This is a genomic window from Corynebacterium sp. MSK039, assembly GCF_030232315.1.
Classification (GTDB): Bacteria; Actinomycetota; Actinomycetes; order Mycobacteriales; family Mycobacteriaceae; genus Corynebacterium.
This window is the reverse complement of the sequence record NZ_JASPJL010000005.1, coordinates 90,955-110,734: the sequence shown is the minus strand read 5'-3', so window position 1 is coordinate 110,734 and position 19,780 is coordinate 90,955. Positions and strand designations below refer to the sequence as shown.

The following is a 19,780-nucleotide window of genomic DNA, read 5'->3' as shown; positions in this document are numbered from 1 at the left end:
GGTTGCGTGACGGGCAGCGCGTCAGCGACGCTGGATCGGGGCCGCTACTTGCGGAAGTTCAGATAAGCCTTCGACGGAGTCGGACCGCGCTGGCCCTGGTACTTCGAGCCCACCGCACCCGAACCATAGGGGTTCTCAGCGGGGCTGGAGAGCTTGAAAATAGCCAGCTGACCGACCTTCATCCCCGGGTACAGGGCGATCGGCAGGTTCGAGGTATTGGAAAGCTCCAGGGTGATGTGACCGGAGAAACCCGGGTCGATGAAGCCCGCGGTGGAGTGGGTCAGCAGCCCCAGGCGCCCCAGCGAGGACTTGCCCTCCAGGCGGCCTGCCAGGTGATCGGGGATCGTGAACTTCTCAAGCGTCGCGCCGAGGACGAACTCCCCCGGGTGCAGGATGAAGGGCTCCTCGCCTTCCACCTCCACGAGGGTGGTGAGCTCCTCCTGCGGCAGCTTCGGGTCGATGTGGGTGTACCGGGAGTTATTGAACACCCGGAACAGGCTATCCAGCCGCACGTCCACAGAGGAGGGCTGCACCATCGAGGCATCAAAAGGCTCGATGCCGAGCTGACCGGCGGCGATTTCTGAACGGAGGTCACGATCTGAAAGAAGCACGTCTCCCAGTCTAACCGAGCAACCCGCGCCGAACCCCCACACCACTGAGCGGGGCTCGGATTGAGCCACCGCGTGACAGTCGACATTGGCCACCGAGTGACACTCGACATTGACCACCGTGCAGCGACGGACGCGACGCTAACGGCCTGGCCTTTTGGCTGCTCCCCGGCGCGTGCCCTATACTTAATCGCTAGTGTCCAGGACACATTTGCCGATGTAATTCAATGGTAGAATGTCAGCTTCCCAAGCTGAATACGCGGGTTCGATTCCCGTCATCGGCTCATTTCCCCCGGTGCGCGCGCAAGCGCACCGGGGTTTTCGCTATCCCGAACCGGATAATCCACCCCTCCCCGCTACACTCATATCCACCATCACCCTGCCGAATCTCTACCGGCAGGCCGGGCGCCAGGGCGAGGTTGACGTCCTAAAACTAAGAGCGCCCCGGGGACAGAAGGAAGGACCACAAAGATGGCGCAGCAGCAGGCCAGCCAGCAGGAAAAAGAGCAGGCAGGCGAGCAAAAGCTGACGCGGATCAGCGACCAGGAGAACCCCTACCCGGTACCGGAGGAGTACCCGGAGTATCAGCCGAAAAACGATACGACGAAGGGGCAGCGCAAACTCTCCGTCTACACCGCCATCGACGCCTTCTTCATCATCGTCACCCTAGCCCTGACCGCCTGGTACCTGGCGCTGATGATCCTCAACGGCTTCAACATGGAAACCAAGAGCCTGATCTGGGTGATCTGGTGGTTCCTCGTGCTCGCGTACCTCTCGCTGCCGCGCATGCACCAGCTATTCACCTTCGTCTACGTGCCGGACTACTTCGTCGCCCGCGCCCGCACCTCGGATGGACTGCTGGGCGACCCGGTGAATATTGCGCTGCACGGCTCGGAGGAGGATATCCACGCAGTGCTGCTCGCCGCGGGCTGGACGAAAGCGGACAAGATCACGCTGCGCTCCAGTTGGAAGATTGCCGTATCCAGCGTGTTCCGGAAGTCCTACCCGGCAGCCCCGGTCAGCCCGCTGGTGATCTTCAAGCGCTCGCAGGCCTTCGCCTATCAGCAGGAGGACTCCGGCAGCGCGTCCAAGCGCCACCACGTGCGGCTGTGGCGCACCCCGGATGATTGGGCGCTGCCGGGCGGCGAGAAGGTCGCTTGGATGGCCGGCGCGACTTACGACCGGGGCGTGGGGCTGTCCAGCTTCACCGGGCAAGTCACCCACAAGATCGACGAGGACACGGACGCCGAGCGCGACTACCTCATCGGCACCCTGCAGTACGTCGACCCGGAGATCACGGTGAATATCCTTCCCGACTTCTCCTCCCCGTACATCTGCCACAACGGCGGCGGGGACAAGATCGTCACGGATGGTGACCTTCCGATTGTCGACGTCACCGGCGCGGCCGAAAGGCTTGCTGACGTTCCCGAGGTGCGCGACGGCGTGCAGGCGCGCAAGGAGGAGTCAGAGGCCAGCCGTAAGCGGGACAAGGAGCTACCGCCGGCCGAGATGAACATCGTCGGTGCGCTGACCGCCATCGTGGCGATCTTCACCGCGTGGCGTTCCGGCACCCAGCTGGCGAGTATCGGCTGGGTGACTGGTTCGCTGAAGCAGACCTGGGTGCTCTACGGGCACTTCATCGGGGCGCTGGCAGCGCTGCTATTCCTGGCCCTGACCTTCATGCGCATCCGATGGGCGCGCGTGCTGCTGATGGTCACGATCACGCTGATCTCCATCGGCGACCTCTTGGCCGCCGCAACCTCCGAGCACCACGTGGCCAGCAACCTCTTCATGGTGGCCGTTGCGCTGGTGCTGGTGATGAGCATCTCCTCCGAGAGTTCCAGGCGCTGGGTCAGCGGCGGCCGGGAGGACAAGGTGGTCAGTTACAACCTGCGCCACCCCAACCGTGGACTATCCGTGGAGTAGGAAGCGCCACCCGCGCTCGACATTCGAGCAGGAACGCGCCCGGGGAACGCCCCGCACCGGAACGTCTCCGCGACAGAACGCCTCCGCAACGAAGAAAGGTTCAGCATGGCAGACGCACCGTCCCCCGGCCCCCGGGGTGTCCGGAGCACCCAGGGTGCCCGAGCTTCCCGGAGCTCTCGCACGCCGGAGGAGCCGAACCGGAACTTCGTGGGCTCCCGGCTACGGCAGCTGCGCAAGGAGCGGGATATCTCGCAGGCGCAGCTCGCCACGACTCTGGGGCTATCCGCGAGCTACGTCAATCAGATCGAGCACGATCAGCGCCCCCTGACCCTGGCGGTGCTGCAGAAGATCACCAGGGCCTTCGGTGTGGACGCCACCTTCTTTGCCAACGAGGACTCCCTCCGCCTGCTCGCCGAGGTTCAGGACGTCATGGCCGACCGCGATATCTGGCCCACTCCGGTGGACGTCACGGAACTGGCTGAGCTGGTGCGCCACCACCCTGCCATCGCCCGGGCCATGGTGGACATGCACAGTCGCTACCGGAACGTCTCGGACAAGCTCACGCTAGCCACGGAGGAGCGCCTGCAGGGCTCTGCTGTGCTGTCCATCACCCCTCGTGGCGAGCTCTTTGGGCGTGCATCCGGGCCGGAGGCATTCTCCATGCCGCACGAAGAGGTCCGGGACTACTTCTACGCCCGGCAGAATTACGTGGACGTCCTGGACGTACAGGCCGAGAAGCTCGCGAAAAAGCTGAACCTTGGGGCCACGCAGATTCGCCACGCGGAGGCGGTCCTCGTCGACCGGCTCACAGATAAGCACAACGTGACGGTCACCTACTCTCGCGACATGGGGGACACGCAGCACACCTTCGACCCGGAGACGAAGCGGCTGTACGTCTCCGCCATGATGCGGCCAGGGCAGATCGCGTTCCGCCTGGCCACTGAGCTGGCCTACCTGGAGGCCGGCCCGACCATCCGTTCCCTGGTGGAGCTGGGTAATTTCACCTCCGATGCCTCCCGTAGGCTGGCCTCCCGCGGCTTGGCCACCTACTGGGCGGCGGCCCTGCTCATGCCTTATGGGCAGTTCCACGCCTCCGCAGAGGAGTCCCGCTATGACCTGGAGTTCCTCATGCGCGAGTACGGGGTGGGTTATGAGACGGTCTGCCACCGCCTGTCCACCCTGCAGCGCCCCAGCCTGCGCGGCGTGCCCTTCACCTTCGTGCGGGTGGACCGGGCGGGAAATATGTCCAAGCGGCAGAGCGCCTCTGGCCTGCACCTCTCCGGCTCGGGCGGTACGTGCCCGCTGTGGAATGTCTATGAGACTTTCAGCTACCCGGGCAAGATCATGCGGCAGATCGCCCAGATGCCGGACGGTCGCACGTACCTGTGGGTCGCCCGAACAGTGAATCACCACCGCTCGGCGTGGGGGAACCCGGGCAAGATGTTCGCCATCGGCCTGGGCTGCGAACTGCGGCACGCGCAGCGTACCGTGTACGCCGATGGCTTGGACTTGGAGGACACCTCCGCGGCCACCCCGATCGGTTCGGGTTGCCGCCTGTGCCCGAGGACGACCTGCCCGCAGCGCGCGTTCCCGCCGATCGACCGCCAGGTGGACATCGACGCCCACCGTTCCTCGGTCTCGCCGTACTAGCGGCGTTCGGACGCGGGCGGATTGTCCCAGGACGTTGCCCCCGCGACGCTCGCGCCGCCGCGTGGCTAGTAGCGCCGCTAGTGGTGTGCCTAGTCGCGTGGCGGCGTGATGTCTAGCGAGGTATCGGTGTTGTAGTAACCGAAGCCCGGCTCTTCGCGGTCGAAGAGTCCGATCTGCGCGCGGCGCTCCAGCTCGCGGCGGTTATAAGTGGCCTGCTGGATCGCCTCCTCCGAGTCGAAGCCGGATCCCAGAGCGCCGGCGATCATGCCGAGCGACGCAGCGAACCACGCCAACAGCAGGTAATTCCACGGCTGAACCGGGTGGCCAATCTGCAGGCTGAAGTACTTCACCGGCACGATCGCTGCCGCCAGCATGAGCAGCACCCCGATGAGGAGCAGGTACATCAGCAGCGAGGAGATCGCCACGGTGACCAGGGTGGCGTAGTTATCCCACCGGGCGCGCCACCACCCCACCGAGTCGTAGTGCAACTTCGAGGACCGGGGGTTCCACAGGCTGTTGTTGTAGATCAGCCAGAAGGTCATCCCACAGATCGCGAGCATGCTGATGAGGATCAGCCGCCAGATCGGCATCAGCGAGCTCATCAGCCAGATCGAGCCGAAAAAAACGCCGAAGGCGCCACTGGCCACGCCCAGGGCGATGGACCCGGAGAGCACCCGCAGCAGGGCCACCGGCCGGTTGCAGCGGATCATGCCGAGCAGCAGGCGGAGGGTGCGGCCACGGCCCTCCAGCACGCGGGTGGTATCCGCTCGGACGTCGCCGCCCGCGATGTCCTCGTATCCGTCGATGTTCTCTTCGGGCACGCCCGCACCTGCCATTTTGCCCTGCACCAGGCGGGTCATCTCCTGCTTCAGGCCGAGCTTCGCGCGCAGCAGGCCGAAGGCGGGGAGGCAGAGCATGGTGGCTTTGCCGTTCTGGATGCACTGGCTGATCACCGGCCGGCGGGTGCTGAGTGGCAGGTCGGTGAGGTAGATCAGCCGGTCCCACTGGTACTTCTCGAGCACGTCGTTGGTGTTGTCGTGCAGCTCCACGGTTCCACGGGAGCTCATCGGGAAGGAGCCGATGCGCAAGTAGAGTTCGGCGGGCTCCCCGGTGCGGTGGTCCTTGGCTGCTGCTTGGAGATCGGCGAAGAGCGCTTTAGCGCGCCGTTCGGGCAGACCGGGGTCTGCCACGATGCCGATGCGGGTGGTCATGGGTGATTCGTTTTTCCTTGCCTCAGGGGGATTGTGAACTGCCCGCAGCGCGTCCGGGCTGTGCCAGATCACCGGTATTTGCGCTGGGTGGAGTGGATTTTACGGTCAATGCTCTAAGCACGGCAAAGCGCGCCCCCGAACCGGTCATTTTCGCCGGTTCGGGGGCGCGCTGCAGAGATTCTCGGCGGGCGCTGTGGCCCGCCGGTTAGGGCGCGTTCGCGCCCTAGGGACCTGTTAGAGGTTGATCATGTGGCCGCCGATACCGTGGGCGGCTTCCTTCATGGCCTCAGACAGGGTCGGGTGCGTGTGCACGTTGCGGGAGATCTCGTCCGCGGTCAGGTCGAAGCGCTGCGCCAGGGTGAGCTCCGGCAGGAGCTCGGAGACGTCCGGGCCGACCATGTGGCCGCCGAGCAGCTCGCCGAACTCTGCGTCCGCGATGAGCTTCACGAAGCCCACTGCGTTGCCGAGGCCCTGTGCCTTGCCGTTGGCGGTGTACGGGAAGGTCGCGACCTTGATCTCGCGGCCGTCCTCCTCCGCCTTCTTGCGGGCTGCTTCCTCGGTGTAGCCGAAGGATGCGACCTGCGGGTTGCAGAAGGTGGCGCGCGGCATCATCTGGTAGTCGCCCAGCTCCTGGGTCTCCGCACCAGCGATGGTCTCTGCCGCGACGACGCCCTGCGCCTCAGCGACGTGGGCCAACTGCAGCTTCGCGGTGACGTCGCCGATGGCGTAGATGTTCTTCGCAGAGGTGCGCATGCGCTCGTCGATGACGATCTCGCCGCGCTCGCCCAGCTCGACGCCGGCCTTGTCCAGGCCGAGGCCCTCGGTGCGCGGTGCGAAGCCGATGGAGACCATGACGCGGTCTGCCTTGATGGTCTCGGACTTCTTGCCGTCGGCGGACTCGATGTCCACCTCGACGCCCTTGCCCTCGCCCAGGTCGCGAACCTCGGTGGTCTTGTGACCGGTCTTGAGGTTCACGCCGAGGCGCTTGTACTGCTTCGCGATTTCGCGGGAGACGTCCTTGTCCTCGTTCGGCAGGACGCGGTCCATGAACTCGACGACGGTGATGTCCACACCGAAGTTGGAGAGCACGTAGGCGAACTCCATGCCGATGGCGCCGGCGCCAATGATGACCATGGACTTCGGGGCGTTCTCGTCGAGGATCTGCTCCTCGTAGGAGACGATGTTGCCGCCGATCTCCACGCCCGGCAGGGACTTGACGACCGAGCCGGTGGCGATGATGGCGTTATCGAAGGTGATCTTCTTGCCCTCGTCATCCCCCTCGACGATGGAGATCTCCTTGTCGGAGACGAACTCGCCGCGGCCGTGGATCTCCTGGATCTTGTTCTTCTTCATCAGGTAGTGAACACCCTTGACGATGGAAGAAGAGACCTTGCGGGAACGCTTGTGCGCTGCACCGAAGTCCATGGAGATGTTATCGCCGGTAATTCCGTACGTCTTCGCTTCCTTGGTGATGGTGTGCGCCAGCTCTGCGTTACGGATCAGAGCCTTCGAGGGGATACAACCCACGTTGAGGCACACGCCGCCCCAGTACTGCTTCTCGACAACTGCGGTCTTGAGGCCCAGCTGCGCCGCGCGAATTGCGGCGACGTAACCGCCAGGGCCTGCACCGATTACTACTACGTCATAATGTTCAGCCACGGCCCCCACCTTATATTTAAATCGAGCCCAGAGCCAGCTTCAGGCTGGAGAAAGCATCCGCGCTGCCGTGGGCGAATCCGCCCAGGAAGTCGGTGATGATGAGGATGATCTGGTCGATGAACTGCATCTCTGATTGTCCTTAAAATATCCGAGGGAAAGATCCGAAATTTTTGGCCTTCACGTGCTGCGATGCCAGGGGAATGAGAACAGCCTGTCCACTTCCTGCATTAGTTCTAGCAGCTTTATGAGCAAAAATACTAAGAAAAGCTGGCATTTGCTTTCCCTTAGCTCATAATCATGGCTACTATCTAGCTGGTAGATTCCCAGCCGCTGGTCGGAGTAGGGACAGAGAAACCGCCGATCACCACAGCTGATACGCAAAGGAAATTCGATGAAGAAGTACCTCGCCCGTGGCCTCGCCGCATCCCTCGCGGCCCTCATGCCACTGTCCATGGCCGCCCACACCGCATCCTCTGCCTCGGCTGCTCCGGTGAGCGCCCAGGCCGTCGCTAGCAATGCGAAGGCTGCAGATCTGTACTGGGATAAGCTGCCGGGTACCGTGAACCCGAGCACCAACGGTCGCTGGGTCAGCGAGGTCAAGAAGCTGAAGCGCGCGGGACACAACGTCACTTATGCCACCGCGACCTCCCCGGCCATGGGTGGCCTGGAAATCCCGCTGGTCGTCATCGGCCCGAAGGGTAAGAAGCTGCGCGAAACCGCCGGCCTGCCAACCCTGTACATGCTCAACGGCGCCGACGGCGGCGAGGGCCGGGCGAACTGGATCAACCAGTCGGACATCATCGATTTCTACGGCAAGAACCTCAACGCCAACATCGTCATCCCGATGTCTGGCGCGTTCAGCTACTACACCGACTGGGTGAACAAGTACAACAAAGCTGGCTACAAGCCGATGTGGGAGACCTTCCTGACCAAGGAGCTGCCGCAGACCATCGAGAAGGAGCTGAAGGCCAACGGCAAGCGCGCCATCGCGGGCATGTCCATGTCCGCCACCTCCTCGCTGAACCTGGCCGCGCACAACCAGGGTTTCTATGACTCCGTCGGTTCCTTCTCCGGCTGCGCGTCGACCACCAAGGGTCTGGCCCCGGCCTTCATCGGCATCACCCTGGCCCGCGGCGGGACCAACGTCAACGAGATGTGGGGCGGTTCCCACACCCCGGCAGCCCTGCGTGACGATGCCCTGGTCAACGCGAAGAACCTGGTCAAGCAGCCGAACCTGTACGTCTCCAACGCCTCTGGGTTGGTTGGCAAGCACGACGTGCTGAGCTCCGAGCGCGTGAACGGCGACCTGTCCGCGGCCACGACCGTGGCTGTGGAGGGTGGCGTCATCGAAGCCGCCACCAATGGCTGCACCCACGACCTGGATGTGAAGCTGCGCTCCCTGGGTAAGAAGGACGCCACCTTCAACTTCCGCAACACCGGCACCCACCAGTGGGGCTACTGGCAGGACGACCTGCGCGGCTACCTGCCGGTCCTGGAGAAGGCTTTCGGGAACTAAAAACCCACACCGCCCGGCCCTGTTGAGGGCCGGGCTTAACGCGCGGCGGGAGGTGCGGCCATCATGCGCGCACTGAGCATCGCCACCGTTGTTGTCGCCGCCGCGGGCTACCTGGTCATCTGGATCGCCTCCAAGGCCCTTCCGCCCGCAGGCTATGTGGACTTCATGGTCTTCTGGGGGCTATTCTTCGCCCTCACTGGGCTGATCGACGGCCTCATGCAGGAGACCGCCCGCGGCGTGACCGCCGCCCGGCACAACCGCAAGGGCACCGAACCGCGGGAGACGGCCACCGATCGCGGTGCTGCCCGCCCCTTTACTCTGGCGGGCGGCTTCGCCCTCGCCTTCGGGCTACTTTCCCTGGTTTCTGCCCCGCTGTGGGCCACCAGCGTGAGCCCCGCCCACCCCCTGTGGGCTGCCATTCTCACCGCCACAGGGCTCGCGAGTTTCGCCTTCCAAGCCATCCTCTGCGGGCTGATCTCCGCGGCCTCCCGCTGGCGCGAGTTCGCCTGGCTCATCGGCATCGATTCCGGGATCCGCCTACTGCTCGCAGCCCTCGCCTGGTGGCTGGGGTGGGGCGTGGTTTCCTTCTTCATCATCACCGTCATCGGCGCGGGCACCTGGGCCGCATTCGCACTGCTCCCCGGGGTGCGCCCACTGCTGAGCCACCGCGCGGACATCCCCGCCCGAGCCTTCGTGCAACGCGGGCTGAAGGCGATGCTGGCCTCCGGCGCTAACGCCGTGCTCATCACCGGCTTCCCCGTCCTGCTGCGCGCCACCACCGACCTGGACTTCGCCGGGGCCAGCGGCACCGGCGAGGAGCTCAGCTCCGCCGGCGGAGCCGCCGGGGCGGGCGCAGTGCTCGCCGGAACGATCACAGCCGTCACCCTCACCCGCGCCCCGCTGCTCGTCCCCCTGCAGCGCTTCCAGCCGGCACTGATCGTGCACTTCACCAAACACCGCGAGCAGGTGCTGCGCGCCGCGGCCACACCCGCGCTGGCGATCATCGCCATCGGCGCGGTGGGCGGGATCGCCGCCTACCTCGTGGGCCGACCGATCATGGCGCTGCTCTTCGACGAGGCCTACCTGGTCTCCCCCGCAGCCCTCGGCCTGCTGACCTTCGCCTCCACCGGCACCGCACTGCTCATGGTCACGGGCTCCGCGGCCCTCGCCGCGGGCCGCCACGACCTGTACTGGTTCGGCTGGGCCATCGCCACCGTCGCGGCGGTGGGCCTGCTGCTGGTGGACACCACCCCTGAGCTCCGCTCGGTACTCGCACTCGGGATCGGCCCGCTGGTCGGCGTGGCCCTCCAGCTCTGGCGGCTCCAGCGCCTACCAACCCGGCCCGGCCGTGTCGAGGCCGGCGAGGGCGACGTCGTGAAAGAAAAGGCCTAGCTCTCCGCCGGGATGAACTTCCGGGAGAACACCGTGATCAGGACCAGGTTCAGGACCGCAGCCACCACGCCCGCGAGCAGCATGACCGGGTAGCTGAACCACTCGGACAGACGGGTCAGGATCATCGGGAAGAAGAAGCCCACATAGGTGAACACGTAGTAGATCGCGGTCAGGCCACCCAACTCATCCGGGCTGGCCAGCCGCTGCACCTCCGTCAGGCCCGTCAGCAGCGTGATGCCGTAGCCCAGCCCCAGAACGACCGCGACGATCAACGCGCCCGCCAGGGAGACGGTCTTTGCGGTCCAGGCAGCGACGAGCATGCCGATGATCACGATGACCAGACCGATCTGCTGGCCGAACGCGGAATGATTACGCCAGTACAGGTCCGGGAACTGCTGAATACCAAAGCCGAAAGCCAGCGCCAGGGCGGTGATACCCGCGGTGATGGCAATCGGATTGCCATAAGAATTCTGAATCAGAGCCGGCATGATCGCATAGGCCACGCCGGTGCAGCCGAAGACCCACGGCGCCAGCGGCAGCACGACCAGCAGGAAACGCGGGTGCTTCGCGGAGGGGGACGCCAGGTCGCTCAGGAACGAGCCCTTGACCTTCAGGTGTGCGCTCTGGCGGGTCTCCGGCACCGTCATCAGGCCCACGATCGTCACGATCGAGAGGACCACGTGGATCATGTAGGGCAGCTGACCGGGGATCGGCCCCCACTCGCCAAGCAGGCCGGCGATCAATGCACCCACCGCGAAACCGCCGGTCATGGCCATCGCGGAACGCTTCGCCCCGGAGTTCGGCTTCGCCGTGGGATCGAAGGCCGGGCTGGAAAGCTCCTTAATCCAGGAGCCACCCGCGGTCATCGCCATGCCCAGCGCCAGGCCGGAAAGCATGCGACCAGCAAAGATGATCGGCTCGCTGGTCTCGCCCATCGCGATGAGGATGGAACCAATCAGCGCGACGATCGGAGCAGGCAGCATGACGACGCGGCGTCCATAACGGTCAGACAGCGGCCCGGCGACCAGCAGGCCGACCGCGATGCCCACCGCGTAGAACGCCAGCAGGGCGTCCACGAACACCGGGGAGAAGACGTCCTCCCCGCGGTAGAAGACCATCATCGGGGTGAACTCGTTGCCGCCCCACGCGACGATAAATACCGCCAACGCAACCATGAACCACGCTCGCGAGCCCTTGTACTTCGAGCTTCGCGAGTCGATGTTGAGATTGGTTGGGGTATCAGAGCTTTGCGACATGGCTACCCATGGTAATCCTCCGGAGAGTGCGGCCTGACAGGAATGGGGGTTTAGAAAGTTATCGCGAAATAGCTGTGACGCCCGCCACTTTGCGTAACCTTGGGTCATGGCACAGAACTCACCAAAGACCAAGCAGCTTGGATCCGACATCGCCCGTCGCTCCAAGGCCCCCAACCCCCTGCCGACCACCCCGAATCCCGCGATCCTCCCGGAGCTCACGCGGGCTCTCGACGGCCAGTTCGGCGAGGCACGCGACGCCATCCGCGAGACGCTCAAGGACGATCAGTTCCGGCCCGCGGTGGGATTAAGCCTGGAAGAAGCCCGCGCCCGCACTACCGCCCAGCTGCAGTCGGTGCTGGACTCCGGCCTGCCGCACGGCGCATTCCGCGAGGAGCAGGGCGGCACCGGGGAGACCGGCACGACCCTGGCCAGCATCGAGATGCTCGGAATGGCAGATCTCTCGCTGATGGTGAAGTCCGGCGTGCAGTGGGGGCTGTTCGGCGGCGCGGTCGGCAACCTCGGCACCGAGCGTCACCACGACCTGGTCAAGGACCTGATCGAACTACGGGCGCTGGGCTGCTTCGCGATGACGGAGCGCGGCCACGGCTCCGACGTCCAGAACCTCGAGACCACCGCGACCTACGACCCGGAGACCCAGGAGTTCATCATCAACTCCCCCACCGCGTCCTCGGAGAAGTGGTACATCGGCAACGCCGCCCGCGACGGCCGCTTCGCCGCGGTCTTCGCGCAGCTCTACACCCCGGGCGTGGAGGAGTCGCACGGCGTGCACTGCCTCGTCGCCCGCATCCGCGAGGACGACGGCTCCCCGGTCGAGGGCGTGCGCCTCGGCGATCACGGCTACAAGGGCGGGCTGCCCGGCGTGGACAACGGCACCCTTGTCTTCGAGAACTACCGCGTTCCGCGCGAGAACCTGCTCAACCGCTTCGCCGACGTGGACGAGGAAGGCAACTACAGCTCCCCGATCGAGAACCCGAACCGCCGCTTCTTCACGATGCTCGGCGCGCTGGTCCGCGGGCGCGTGACGGTGGGCGCCGCCGCCGGAGCCGCGGCCCGCACCGCCCTGGACATCGGCGTGCGCTACGCCAACCTGCGCAAGCAGTTCGCGCCCAGCGATGACCTGCCGGAAAACACCCTCATCCAGCACCGCAAGCACCGGCTGCGCCTCATCCCCCGGGTGGCGCGCGCCTACGCGCTGCAGCTGGCGACGAACGAGCTGATCTCCGGGCTGCACGACCTCGAGGCACGCGGCGTCGACCCCGTGAACGCCACGAAGGAGGAGCAAGCCGACCAGCGCGAGCTCGAGGCGCACGCCGCCGCCCTGAAGGCTGCGAATACCGCGCACGCCACCGACACCATCCAGGAGATGCGCGAGGCCTGCGGCGGCTACGGCTACATGGCCGAGAACCTGCTGACCAGCCTGAAGGCAGACTCGGATATCTTCACCACCTTCGAGGGCGACAACGTGGTGATGATGCAGCTGGCCGGGAAGGAGCTGATGACCGGCTTCTCCAAGGAGATCGGCAGCTTCAACCCGCTGGAGATGGTCCGCTTCGGGCTGGATAATTTCTCCACCCTGCTGCGCCGCCGCACCGCCGCGGATGCTCTGGTCCAGAACCTGAAGGACACCTTCTCCGACAGCGAAGAGGCCACCCTCTTCGACCCGGGTAGCCAGCTGCGCCTGGTGTCGGAGCGGGAACGCCGCCTCATGGTCTCGCTGGGCCGACGCCTGCGCGTGGCTAAGGACATGCCGGTGGAGAAGGCCGCGAAGGTCGTCGACCGGGCACAGGACCACCTACTGGAGGTCGCGTGGGCGCACGTGGACCGTATCCTCCTCGAGGCCATGCTGGAGGCGGAAGCGACGCTGACCAGTGACACCGCCCGCGATGTGATGGAGCAGGTCCGCGACGTCTACTTCCTGGACCTCATCGTCCGCAACGGCAGCTGGTACCTGGAGCAGAACCTGCTCACAGGCACCCGCACCAAGGCGGCCCGCGCGGCGCTCAACGACCTGGTGGACTCCCTGGCCCCCTGGTCGGAGCTGCTGGTGGACGCCTTCGGTGTGCCATCGGAGATCACCTCGGTGAACCTCATGCAGCGCTATGAGGACATGGTGACCAAGGCCGAGTCCGACCCGGCGGTCGGCCAGCCAGGCCGCTGGCGGGAGGACTAACCCCAGTGCTGCGGGGGAGGCCGCGTGGCTGGGTTCGCACAGCAGGAAAATCGCCCCAGCGGGTGGAAAATACTGGTCGCGCGGCCGCATCCACCCTGCAAACTTCGCGCACAACCCGCGCGCTAGACTCGACTGAGTGACAGTTTCGGGAGATCAGAATAGGCAGGACCCGCCAGCAGCGGGCAAAAGTTCAGTCGACCGTATCTTCGGCACGGATGCCGATTCCTTCGGCGTCCGCGCCCTCCCCGACGCCCCCTCCCCGCCCTCGATGCGGGCAATGCTGCTGACTTTTAACTCCTTCCGCCACCATATTCCCCGCGCCACCCGCGCGGCGCTGGCGATCCTGATCCCGGGCATCATCGGCTATCTTTTGGGTTTCGGCTCCGAGCTACTGCTCGTCTCCGCGGGCGCTGTGCTCCTCATCAACGGTGAGAATAAGCCCTACCGCGAGCGCTGGAAGTCCCTGCTGCGCTATGGGTTGTTTTTCACCAGCCTGACCTTGGGCTTCCGCCTGCTTGGTATCTGGAGCCACTCCCACGGCCAGATGGATTTCTCCGAGGGGATCGGCGGGGTCATCGCCAACCCGCGCAGCGCGCTCATCGCCTACCTACCGCTGATGCTCTTCCTCGCCGTCTGCGTGGTCTGCGTCTACGTGACGATGTGTCTACGGCTCACCCCGCCGGGGCCGTATCTGATGCTTTTCGTCACCGGCGGGCTGATGGTCAACAAGATTTCCATCTCCCTCTCCGCCACCCTGATCTGGTCGATCATCGGCGCGGTCTCCGGGTTCATCATCAGCATGTCCGGCTGGCTGGTCGACAAGCACGGACCGGAACGCAAGGCGGTGGAGGACGCCGAGGCTGCCGTCGCCGACTATCTGGAGGCCCGGACCAAGGAGGCGCCGGCCGAGTACGAATCGCTCAAGCTCACCGCCGCCGGCGCGATCCACCGCGCCTGGTCGATGCTGGCCCACGCGGGAGCCATCCACGGCGGAGCGATCACCCCTGAGGCCCGGGGCACCAAAAGCGAGGAGCTCGTGCACCGCATGCTCAGCGCACAGCACCGCTGGGCCACCGCCGACCCGGACGCCCAGGCGCAGCGCCACTCCCCTTCCGACCGGCGCACGATCCCGCTCGCTTCCCCCGGCGCGTGGGCCAAGCTGAAGCGGCAGTGGCACCGCGACTCCCACCCGATGGTCACCGCCCAGCGCGTCGCGCTCGCGGGCCTGGGCGTGTCCATCCTCTCCACGGTGCTGGGTCTGGGTCGGCCGGACTGGGCGATCACCTCCGTGATGCTGCTGCTCGGCCAGGGGCCCTACCGCATGGCGGGCACGGTGCGTTGCATCCACCGCATCGCGGGGTCCGTCATCGGCATCCTGCTGTACCTGGCTTTCTATCAGCTGCACCCGGGCATCCTGATGGACCTCATCGGCCTGGCGGTGGCCATGGCCTGCACGGAGCTTTTCATCGCCGCGAACTACGGGCTGGCGATGGTCTTCACCGCCCCGCTGGGGCTCATGATGGCCGGCCTGGGCAGCGCCCCGATCGGGCAGACGGCGATGGACCGCGGCGCGGAACTGGTGATCGCCTCCCTGCTCTCCGTCCTAGCCATCTGGCTCTTCCGCCCCAATAACCTCCAGAAGACCGCCGAGCTCAACTACGCGTACCTGCTGACGTCGATAAAAAAGATGATCGCCAGCCTGCGGACCAGCCCGATCGACGACGCGATCCTGGACCGCCGCGAGCTGCGCTACGAGCTCAACGAGTCGCGTGCGGTGACGAATGCGTGCGCCAACGAGTCCTATGAGTGGCGGCAAGAACAGTGGGATCACCATGCCGCGGCGCAACTGGTCGCCCACGAGGTGCTGCGGGTGGGTGCGACGGCCGCGCACTCCGACCTGGACAAGGTTCCGGGCGGCGACGTCGAGAAGCTGGCCGCGATGTACGGCAAACTCGCCCCGGCTAACGTGTAGCGCGCGCCTTCAGAATGGCCGTGAGGGTCGCGACCGCGCAGAAGGTCCAGGTGCAGCACAACGCAACGAGGCTGCCGGTGCCCACCACCTGCGGGATCACCTGCCACGGACCGGACATGGTCTCCGCCATCATGGCCGCACCCAGCGCCACGGTGCCGATCGGGAAGGTCAAGGCCCACCAGCCCGGGGTGAAGTTCATGCGCTCCCGGAAACCGTAGATCGTGCGAATCACCGCGAAAGCCACTACGGGAATGGCAATGACCAGCGCCACCCAGCCATAGGCGTGGGCGAGCCAGGTGACCGCGGGGGTCGCCGAAGGCAGCATCACGAACTCCGCCTGGGCGGCGATGGACTGGGCTGCGGCGATAGACTGGCCGACCACGCCCAGCGGAATCCAGGTGGAGATGGAGGCGTCCACCGGCAGCGGATGATAGAAGAAGTGGCTGCGATAGGCCAGCGTGAACAGCAAAACGGCGAAGAACAGCGCCAGAAAGAAGAACGCGGTCACCGCCAGCACCAGGACCACCGTGAGCTGCTCGGAAGCGACGTCGTCGACAAGGCTCGCACCCGTCGTGGCGGAGACCATCGGCGGGACGACCGCCAGCCCCCAAGCCGGGACGGGGTGGTTGGCCCCCTTCTCCATGAGCCGCAGTGCGACCCGGAAGGTGGTGAACAGGCCGATGAGGGTGCCGATCAGCCAGAGTGTGGCGGCCACGGCGATAACCCAGTCGGCGGGGGCGGAGTCCGTCAACCCGGCGCGGGGAGTCGCCGCAGTCCCGAAGGGCAGCAGCGGGCCGACGTTATGGATCGCCGAGCCCGTCGCGGTCATGCCCATGGAGACGGTGCCCCAGGTCGGGAGGATCGACATGTCCCGCCAGGTGTCCGCGAACATCCCGGGGTTGCGGCGAGCGTTGACCGTGAAGCCGGACCCCAGGCCGATGAGCAGGACGAATGCGAGGAACATCAGCGCCGTTGCCGGGTACAGCAGCCAGCCATGCTCCGGGACCTGGCGACCGAGCAGGGAGGACAGGATGGCTGTACCCATGACCGAGGGGAACCACACCGGGCTGGCGGGCGGCAGCGCGCTGGGCCAGATGGACGTCATGGGCATAGTGTAGTGGTGAAATGCGAAACGGCCACTACCGCTTGCGCTGGTAGTGACCGTTTTTAGGTGAGCCGCCTGCGAGAATCGAACTCGCGACCTTTTCATTACGAGTGAAACGCTCTGCCGACTGAGCTAAGGCGGCGCGCAAAAACCCAGAGCCTAAAGCTCAAGCATTCTTACGGAGGATCATCGTAGCGGACAGCAGCGCGAAGACACAAAACCTAACCGCTAGCTCACCCGGCACGCTTCCCGCAGCGCACCGCCCAGCGCGTCGAGCGCGACCTCCGGTTTCACATTCATCCCCAGGGTCTCCCGGCAGGCCGACACCGCGTCGATACAGCGGACCAACGCTTCCGGGGAGTTCCGGCGCGCGAGCTCGCCCGAGGTGGCGCGCATATCCGGGTGTTGGAACCCACCCACGGGCTGCAGGCCATGAGCCGTGGCCGCGGTGCCGTCGGTGCCACCTGCGGCCCCCTCGGCAGCGCCAGCCGAAGCACCCACCGGCTCCACCGCACCTGCTGCCTGCAGCATCGCGTCGCGGTACAAGCCCACGACGTCGATCAAAGCCAGGTCCAGGGCGTCGCGCACCATCCGGGTCCGGCGGTTCTTTTGCTCCCGCTCCAGCTCCTTCATCTGCCCCGCCGAACCACGCTGCGCCTTCGCCGCACCCCGCCCCTTCGCTCCCACGCCCAGGGACTCCTCCAGAGCCTCACGTTCCTTCGCCTCCACCGGCTCCACCTGCGCGGCAACCTCCTCGGTCGCCTTCGCCACCAGCTGAGAGGTGAAGCTGAACAGGCGCGCGCCCTCGTAGACCATCTGCGGCAGCTTCAGCGCCGTCGCCCGCTTCGTCCGGGCCGCCTCGTCGCGGGCCAGGTGCCGGGCTCGGCCAATGTGCCCACCGGAGACCCCGGCGGCCCATCGCGCCTGCTCCTGCGTAATGCCCAGGGAGGCGTCCTGAAGAAGAACATCCTCCACCTGCTGCGGCGACGGGGTCGGGATGTAGACGTGGCGGCAGCGGGAACGCAGCGTGATCGAGATGTCCAGCGGGTCGGTGGACGGGGCGCAGAGCACAAACACGGTGTGCGCGGGTGGCTCCTCCACGGACTTCAGCAGTGCGTTCGAACCGGCCTCGTTGAGGCGGTCGGCGTCCTCGACAACGACGACCCGCCACCGGGAGACGGTGGGCATCGACGCGGCGGAACTGATGACCTCCCGGACGTCTTCGACGGGGATGACGGAGCCGGTCGTCGCGATCCACACGATGTCCGGGTGTGTTCCGGCGGCCGCGGACTGGCACTGCTCGCACTCCCCACAACCGCCATTCGGGCACACCAACCCGGTGGCGAAAGCCTTGGCCGCGATCGAGCGACCCGAGCCGGGCGGGCCGGTGAATAGCCAGGAGTGCGTCATCGCCTGCGGGTTCGCCACCGCGCCCGCGAGCAGCTCCCGAACCGGCTGGGCGGTGATCTTGCGCCACACGCCACCGCCGGCCACGGGGTCGAATCCAGAGCTATCCACGTTCACGAAGCACAGTCTAGCCCCCGCTGTAGACGGGTTCGATAATGTAATAGCCATGCAACAATTCGCGCGCTACTTGAAATGGGTCTGGGGCACCTACTGGCCCTTGTATGCCGCGATGATTCTGATGACGAACGTGGTCGGCGCGATCGCCGTCGCGACCTTCCTGCGCTTCCTCATCCCCCTGCGCGGTGCACGCGAGCTGACCAGCCCAAACACCGTCACCTCGATCGCATATTTGAGTTATTTCATCTTCGCGATCGTGGCTGGTGTGGTGTTCACGCTGATCTTCTTCGCCCCCGTGCTGCGCTGGCAACGCAATCCGGATGCCTATGACCCGAACATGATCCGGCATCTGGTGCTGCGCATCCCCTTCCTGCAGTCCGTGACGGGCGCGGTGCTGTGGGCCATCGGCGTGGTGATCTTCACGACGGTGGCCGCGCAGTTCTCCTCGCGGTGGGCAATTACGGTTGCCGTGACCGCCGTGTTGGGCGGGTTGATGGTGACGTTGATGACGTACATGGAGGCCGAACGGCTGGTTCGTCCCGTCGCCGCCCGCGCCCTGGAGCAAGGCTCTCTGGAGCAGTCCTCCCTCTCGCCGATGTCCACCCGCCTCATGGCCACCTGGGTGCTGACCAACGCGGTGCCGGTGCTGGGCATCCTGCTGCTGATTTTCGCGCAGGCCAGAAACTTCTTCGACGGCTCGATGGAGGACCTGATCCCCGCGCTCGTGGCGCTCGCCGCCACCGCCCTGCTCACCGGTTTCCTGGGCGCACGGTTGAGCGCGATGAGTGTGGTGGACCCGGTGCGCGAGCTGCAGTTCGCCATCAACCAGGTGCGTCGCGGAAACCTGGAAACCACGGTGCGCATCTATGATTCCTCTGAGATCGGCGTGGTGCAGGCCGGCTTCAACGAGATGATGCGTGGCCTGCAGGAACGCCAGCAGGTCTCGGACCTCTTCGGCCGATACGTGGGCACGGAGGTCGCCCGCCGCGCGCTGGAGGAGGACCCAGAGCTGGGCGGCGAGTCCCGCGACGTCGCGGTGCTGTTCGTGGACGTCATCGGTTCCACTGGCTTCGCCACGCAGCGTTCCCCGGAGCACGTGGTCTCCGCGCTCAACGAGTTCTTCGACCGCGTCGTGGAGGTCGTCCACGAGCACAAGGGAATCATCAATAAGTTCCAGGGCGACGCCGCGCTCGCCGTCTTCGGTGCCCCGCTGCCCCTTGAGGACGCAGCTGGCCACGCGCTGGCTGCCGCCCGGGAGATGCACTCCAAGCTCACGGATCTGGAGTTCGAGGCGGGCGTTGGCGTGGCTGCAGGTTCGGTCGTCGCCGGTCACATCGGCGCGAAGGACCGCTTCGAGTACACCGTCATCGGCGACGCCGTGAACCAGGCCTCCCGCCTGACCGACCTGGCGAAGGACACCCCGGGGCGGGTGCTGACGAGCGCAACGACGGTGCGGCTCGCCAATGAGGCGGAGCAGCGCCGCTGGACCATGCTGAAGTCCGTGGAGCTGCGCGGCCGTCGCCAGATGACACAGCTGGCCCGCCCGGTGCGCGCCACCCTCGCGGACCGCCACTAGGCAGCAGGCACTGTTCGGTGGCGCTTCTTAGATCTGCTTGACTGCCACTCAGGGCATCTTCTCACTCATCTTCGTACTTACTTCTCACTGTACGAAGATGAGTACGAAGTTAAGTGAGAAGTACATGCCGGAGCCAGCAAACACAACACACAACTAAAGCCCGGGCAGCAGCCCCCTTACTGGGAGCCACCACC

General features: G+C 65.7%; 13 protein-coding genes and 2 tRNA genes. 8 read left to right on the top strand and 7 right to left on the bottom strand.

Features of this window, described 5'->3' with window-relative positions; all coding sequences use genetic code 11:
- Positions 1–44 precede the first annotated feature (44 nt).
- Complete coding sequence (gene dcd, locus QP997_RS05545; RefSeq protein ID WP_041628532.1) at positions 45–611, bottom strand: dCTP deaminase; 567 nt, start codon at positions 609–611, stop codon at positions 45–47.
- Positions 612–821: 210 nt separating this feature from the next.
- Here dcd and QP997_RS05540 point away from each other — a divergent pair.
- From QP997_RS05540 to ramB, 3 genes are all read left to right on the top strand, one after another.
- Positions 822–892, top strand: a tRNA-Gly gene (locus tag QP997_RS05540).
- A gap of 187 nt (positions 893–1,079) precedes the next feature.
- The gene (locus tag QP997_RS05535; RefSeq protein ID WP_284846487.1) at positions 1,080–2,534 is read left to right on the top strand and encodes an LssY C-terminal domain-containing protein; all 1,455 of its coding nucleotides are present in this window, start codon (positions 1,080–1,082) and stop codon (positions 2,532–2,534) included.
- Positions 2,535–2,639: 105 nt separating this feature from the next.
- A complete protein-coding gene (gene ramB, locus QP997_RS05530) occupies positions 2,640–4,184 on the top strand; it encodes an acetate metabolism transcriptional regulator RamB (RefSeq protein ID WP_284846486.1) in 1,545 nt (514 codons plus the stop codon).
- Between the two features lie 89 nt (positions 4,185–4,273).
- On the opposite strand, the gene QP997_RS05525 is transcribed toward ramB, so the two are convergent.
- The gene (locus QP997_RS05525) at positions 4,274–5,395 is read right to left on the bottom strand and encodes a hypothetical protein (RefSeq protein WP_284846485.1); all 1,122 of its coding nucleotides are present in this window, start codon (positions 5,393–5,395) and stop codon (positions 4,274–4,276) included.
- A gap of 234 nt (positions 5,396–5,629) precedes the next feature.
- Positions 5,630–7,054: a dihydrolipoyl dehydrogenase gene (lpdA, locus tag QP997_RS05520; RefSeq protein WP_070760399.1), complete on the bottom strand. Its 1,425-nt coding sequence runs from the start codon at positions 7,052–7,054 to the stop codon at positions 5,630–5,632.
- Positions 7,055–7,445: 391 nt separating this feature from the next.
- Here lpdA and QP997_RS05515 point away from each other — a divergent pair, with 391 nt between their 5' ends.
- Together QP997_RS05515 and QP997_RS05510 are read left to right on the top strand one after the other, a co-directional pair.
- Entirely contained in the window at positions 7,446–8,570 is a 1,125-nt protein-coding gene (locus QP997_RS05515) for an alpha/beta hydrolase (RefSeq protein WP_284846484.1), read from the top strand.
- Positions 8,571–8,633: 63 nt separating this feature from the next.
- Entirely contained in the window at positions 8,634–9,962 is a 1,329-nt protein-coding gene (locus tag QP997_RS05510; RefSeq protein WP_284846483.1) for a polysaccharide biosynthesis protein, read from the top strand.
- On the opposite strand, the gene QP997_RS05505 is transcribed toward QP997_RS05510, so the two are convergent.
- Positions 9,959–11,218 carry an MFS transporter gene (locus QP997_RS05505; RefSeq protein WP_284846482.1) on the bottom strand — a complete coding sequence of 420 codons (1,260 nt, stop codon included), beginning with the start codon at positions 11,216–11,218 and terminating at the stop codon, positions 9,959–9,961. The genes QP997_RS05510 and QP997_RS05505 overlap by 4 nt on opposite strands.
- Before the next feature lie 106 nt (positions 11,219–11,324).
- Here QP997_RS05505 and QP997_RS05500 point away from each other — a divergent pair, with 106 nt between their 5' ends.
- Both QP997_RS05500 and QP997_RS05495 read left to right on the top strand, forming a co-directional pair.
- Complete coding sequence (locus QP997_RS05500) at positions 11,325–13,409, top strand: acyl-CoA dehydrogenase family protein (RefSeq protein WP_284846481.1); 2,085 nt, start codon at positions 11,325–11,327, stop codon at positions 13,407–13,409.
- A 136-nt stretch (positions 13,410–13,545) separates the two neighbouring features.
- Positions 13,546–15,381 (top strand): FUSC family protein, encoded by a 1,836-nt coding sequence (locus QP997_RS05495; protein WP_284846480.1) that lies wholly within the window; start codon positions 13,546–13,548, stop codon positions 15,379–15,381.
- Here the strand turns inward: QP997_RS05495 and QP997_RS05490 are convergent.
- The 3 genes from QP997_RS05490 to QP997_RS05480 all read right to left on the bottom strand — a co-directional run bounded on the left by QP997_RS05490 (position 15,371) and on the right by QP997_RS05480 (position 18,061).
- On the bottom strand, positions 15,371–16,486 hold the full coding sequence (locus QP997_RS05490) for an SLAC1 family transporter (RefSeq protein ID WP_284846479.1): 1,116 nt from the start codon (positions 16,484–16,486) through the stop codon (positions 15,371–15,373). The genes QP997_RS05495 and QP997_RS05490 overlap by 11 nt on opposite strands.
- Before the next feature lie 69 nt (positions 16,487–16,555).
- Positions 16,556–16,628: transfer RNA gene (locus tag QP997_RS05485), tRNA-Thr, on the bottom strand.
- A gap of 86 nt (positions 16,629–16,714) precedes the next feature.
- Complete coding sequence (locus QP997_RS05480; RefSeq protein ID WP_284846478.1) at positions 16,715–18,061, bottom strand: DNA polymerase III subunit delta'; 1,347 nt, start codon at positions 18,059–18,061, stop codon at positions 16,715–16,717.
- On the opposite strand from QP997_RS05480, the gene QP997_RS05475 reads away from it, so the two are divergent.
- A complete protein-coding gene (locus tag QP997_RS05475) occupies positions 18,060–19,586 on the top strand; it encodes an adenylate/guanylate cyclase domain-containing protein (protein WP_284846477.1) in 1,527 nt (508 codons plus the stop codon). The genes QP997_RS05480 and QP997_RS05475 overlap by 2 nt on opposite strands.
- Positions 19,587–19,780: the final 194 nt, after the last annotated feature.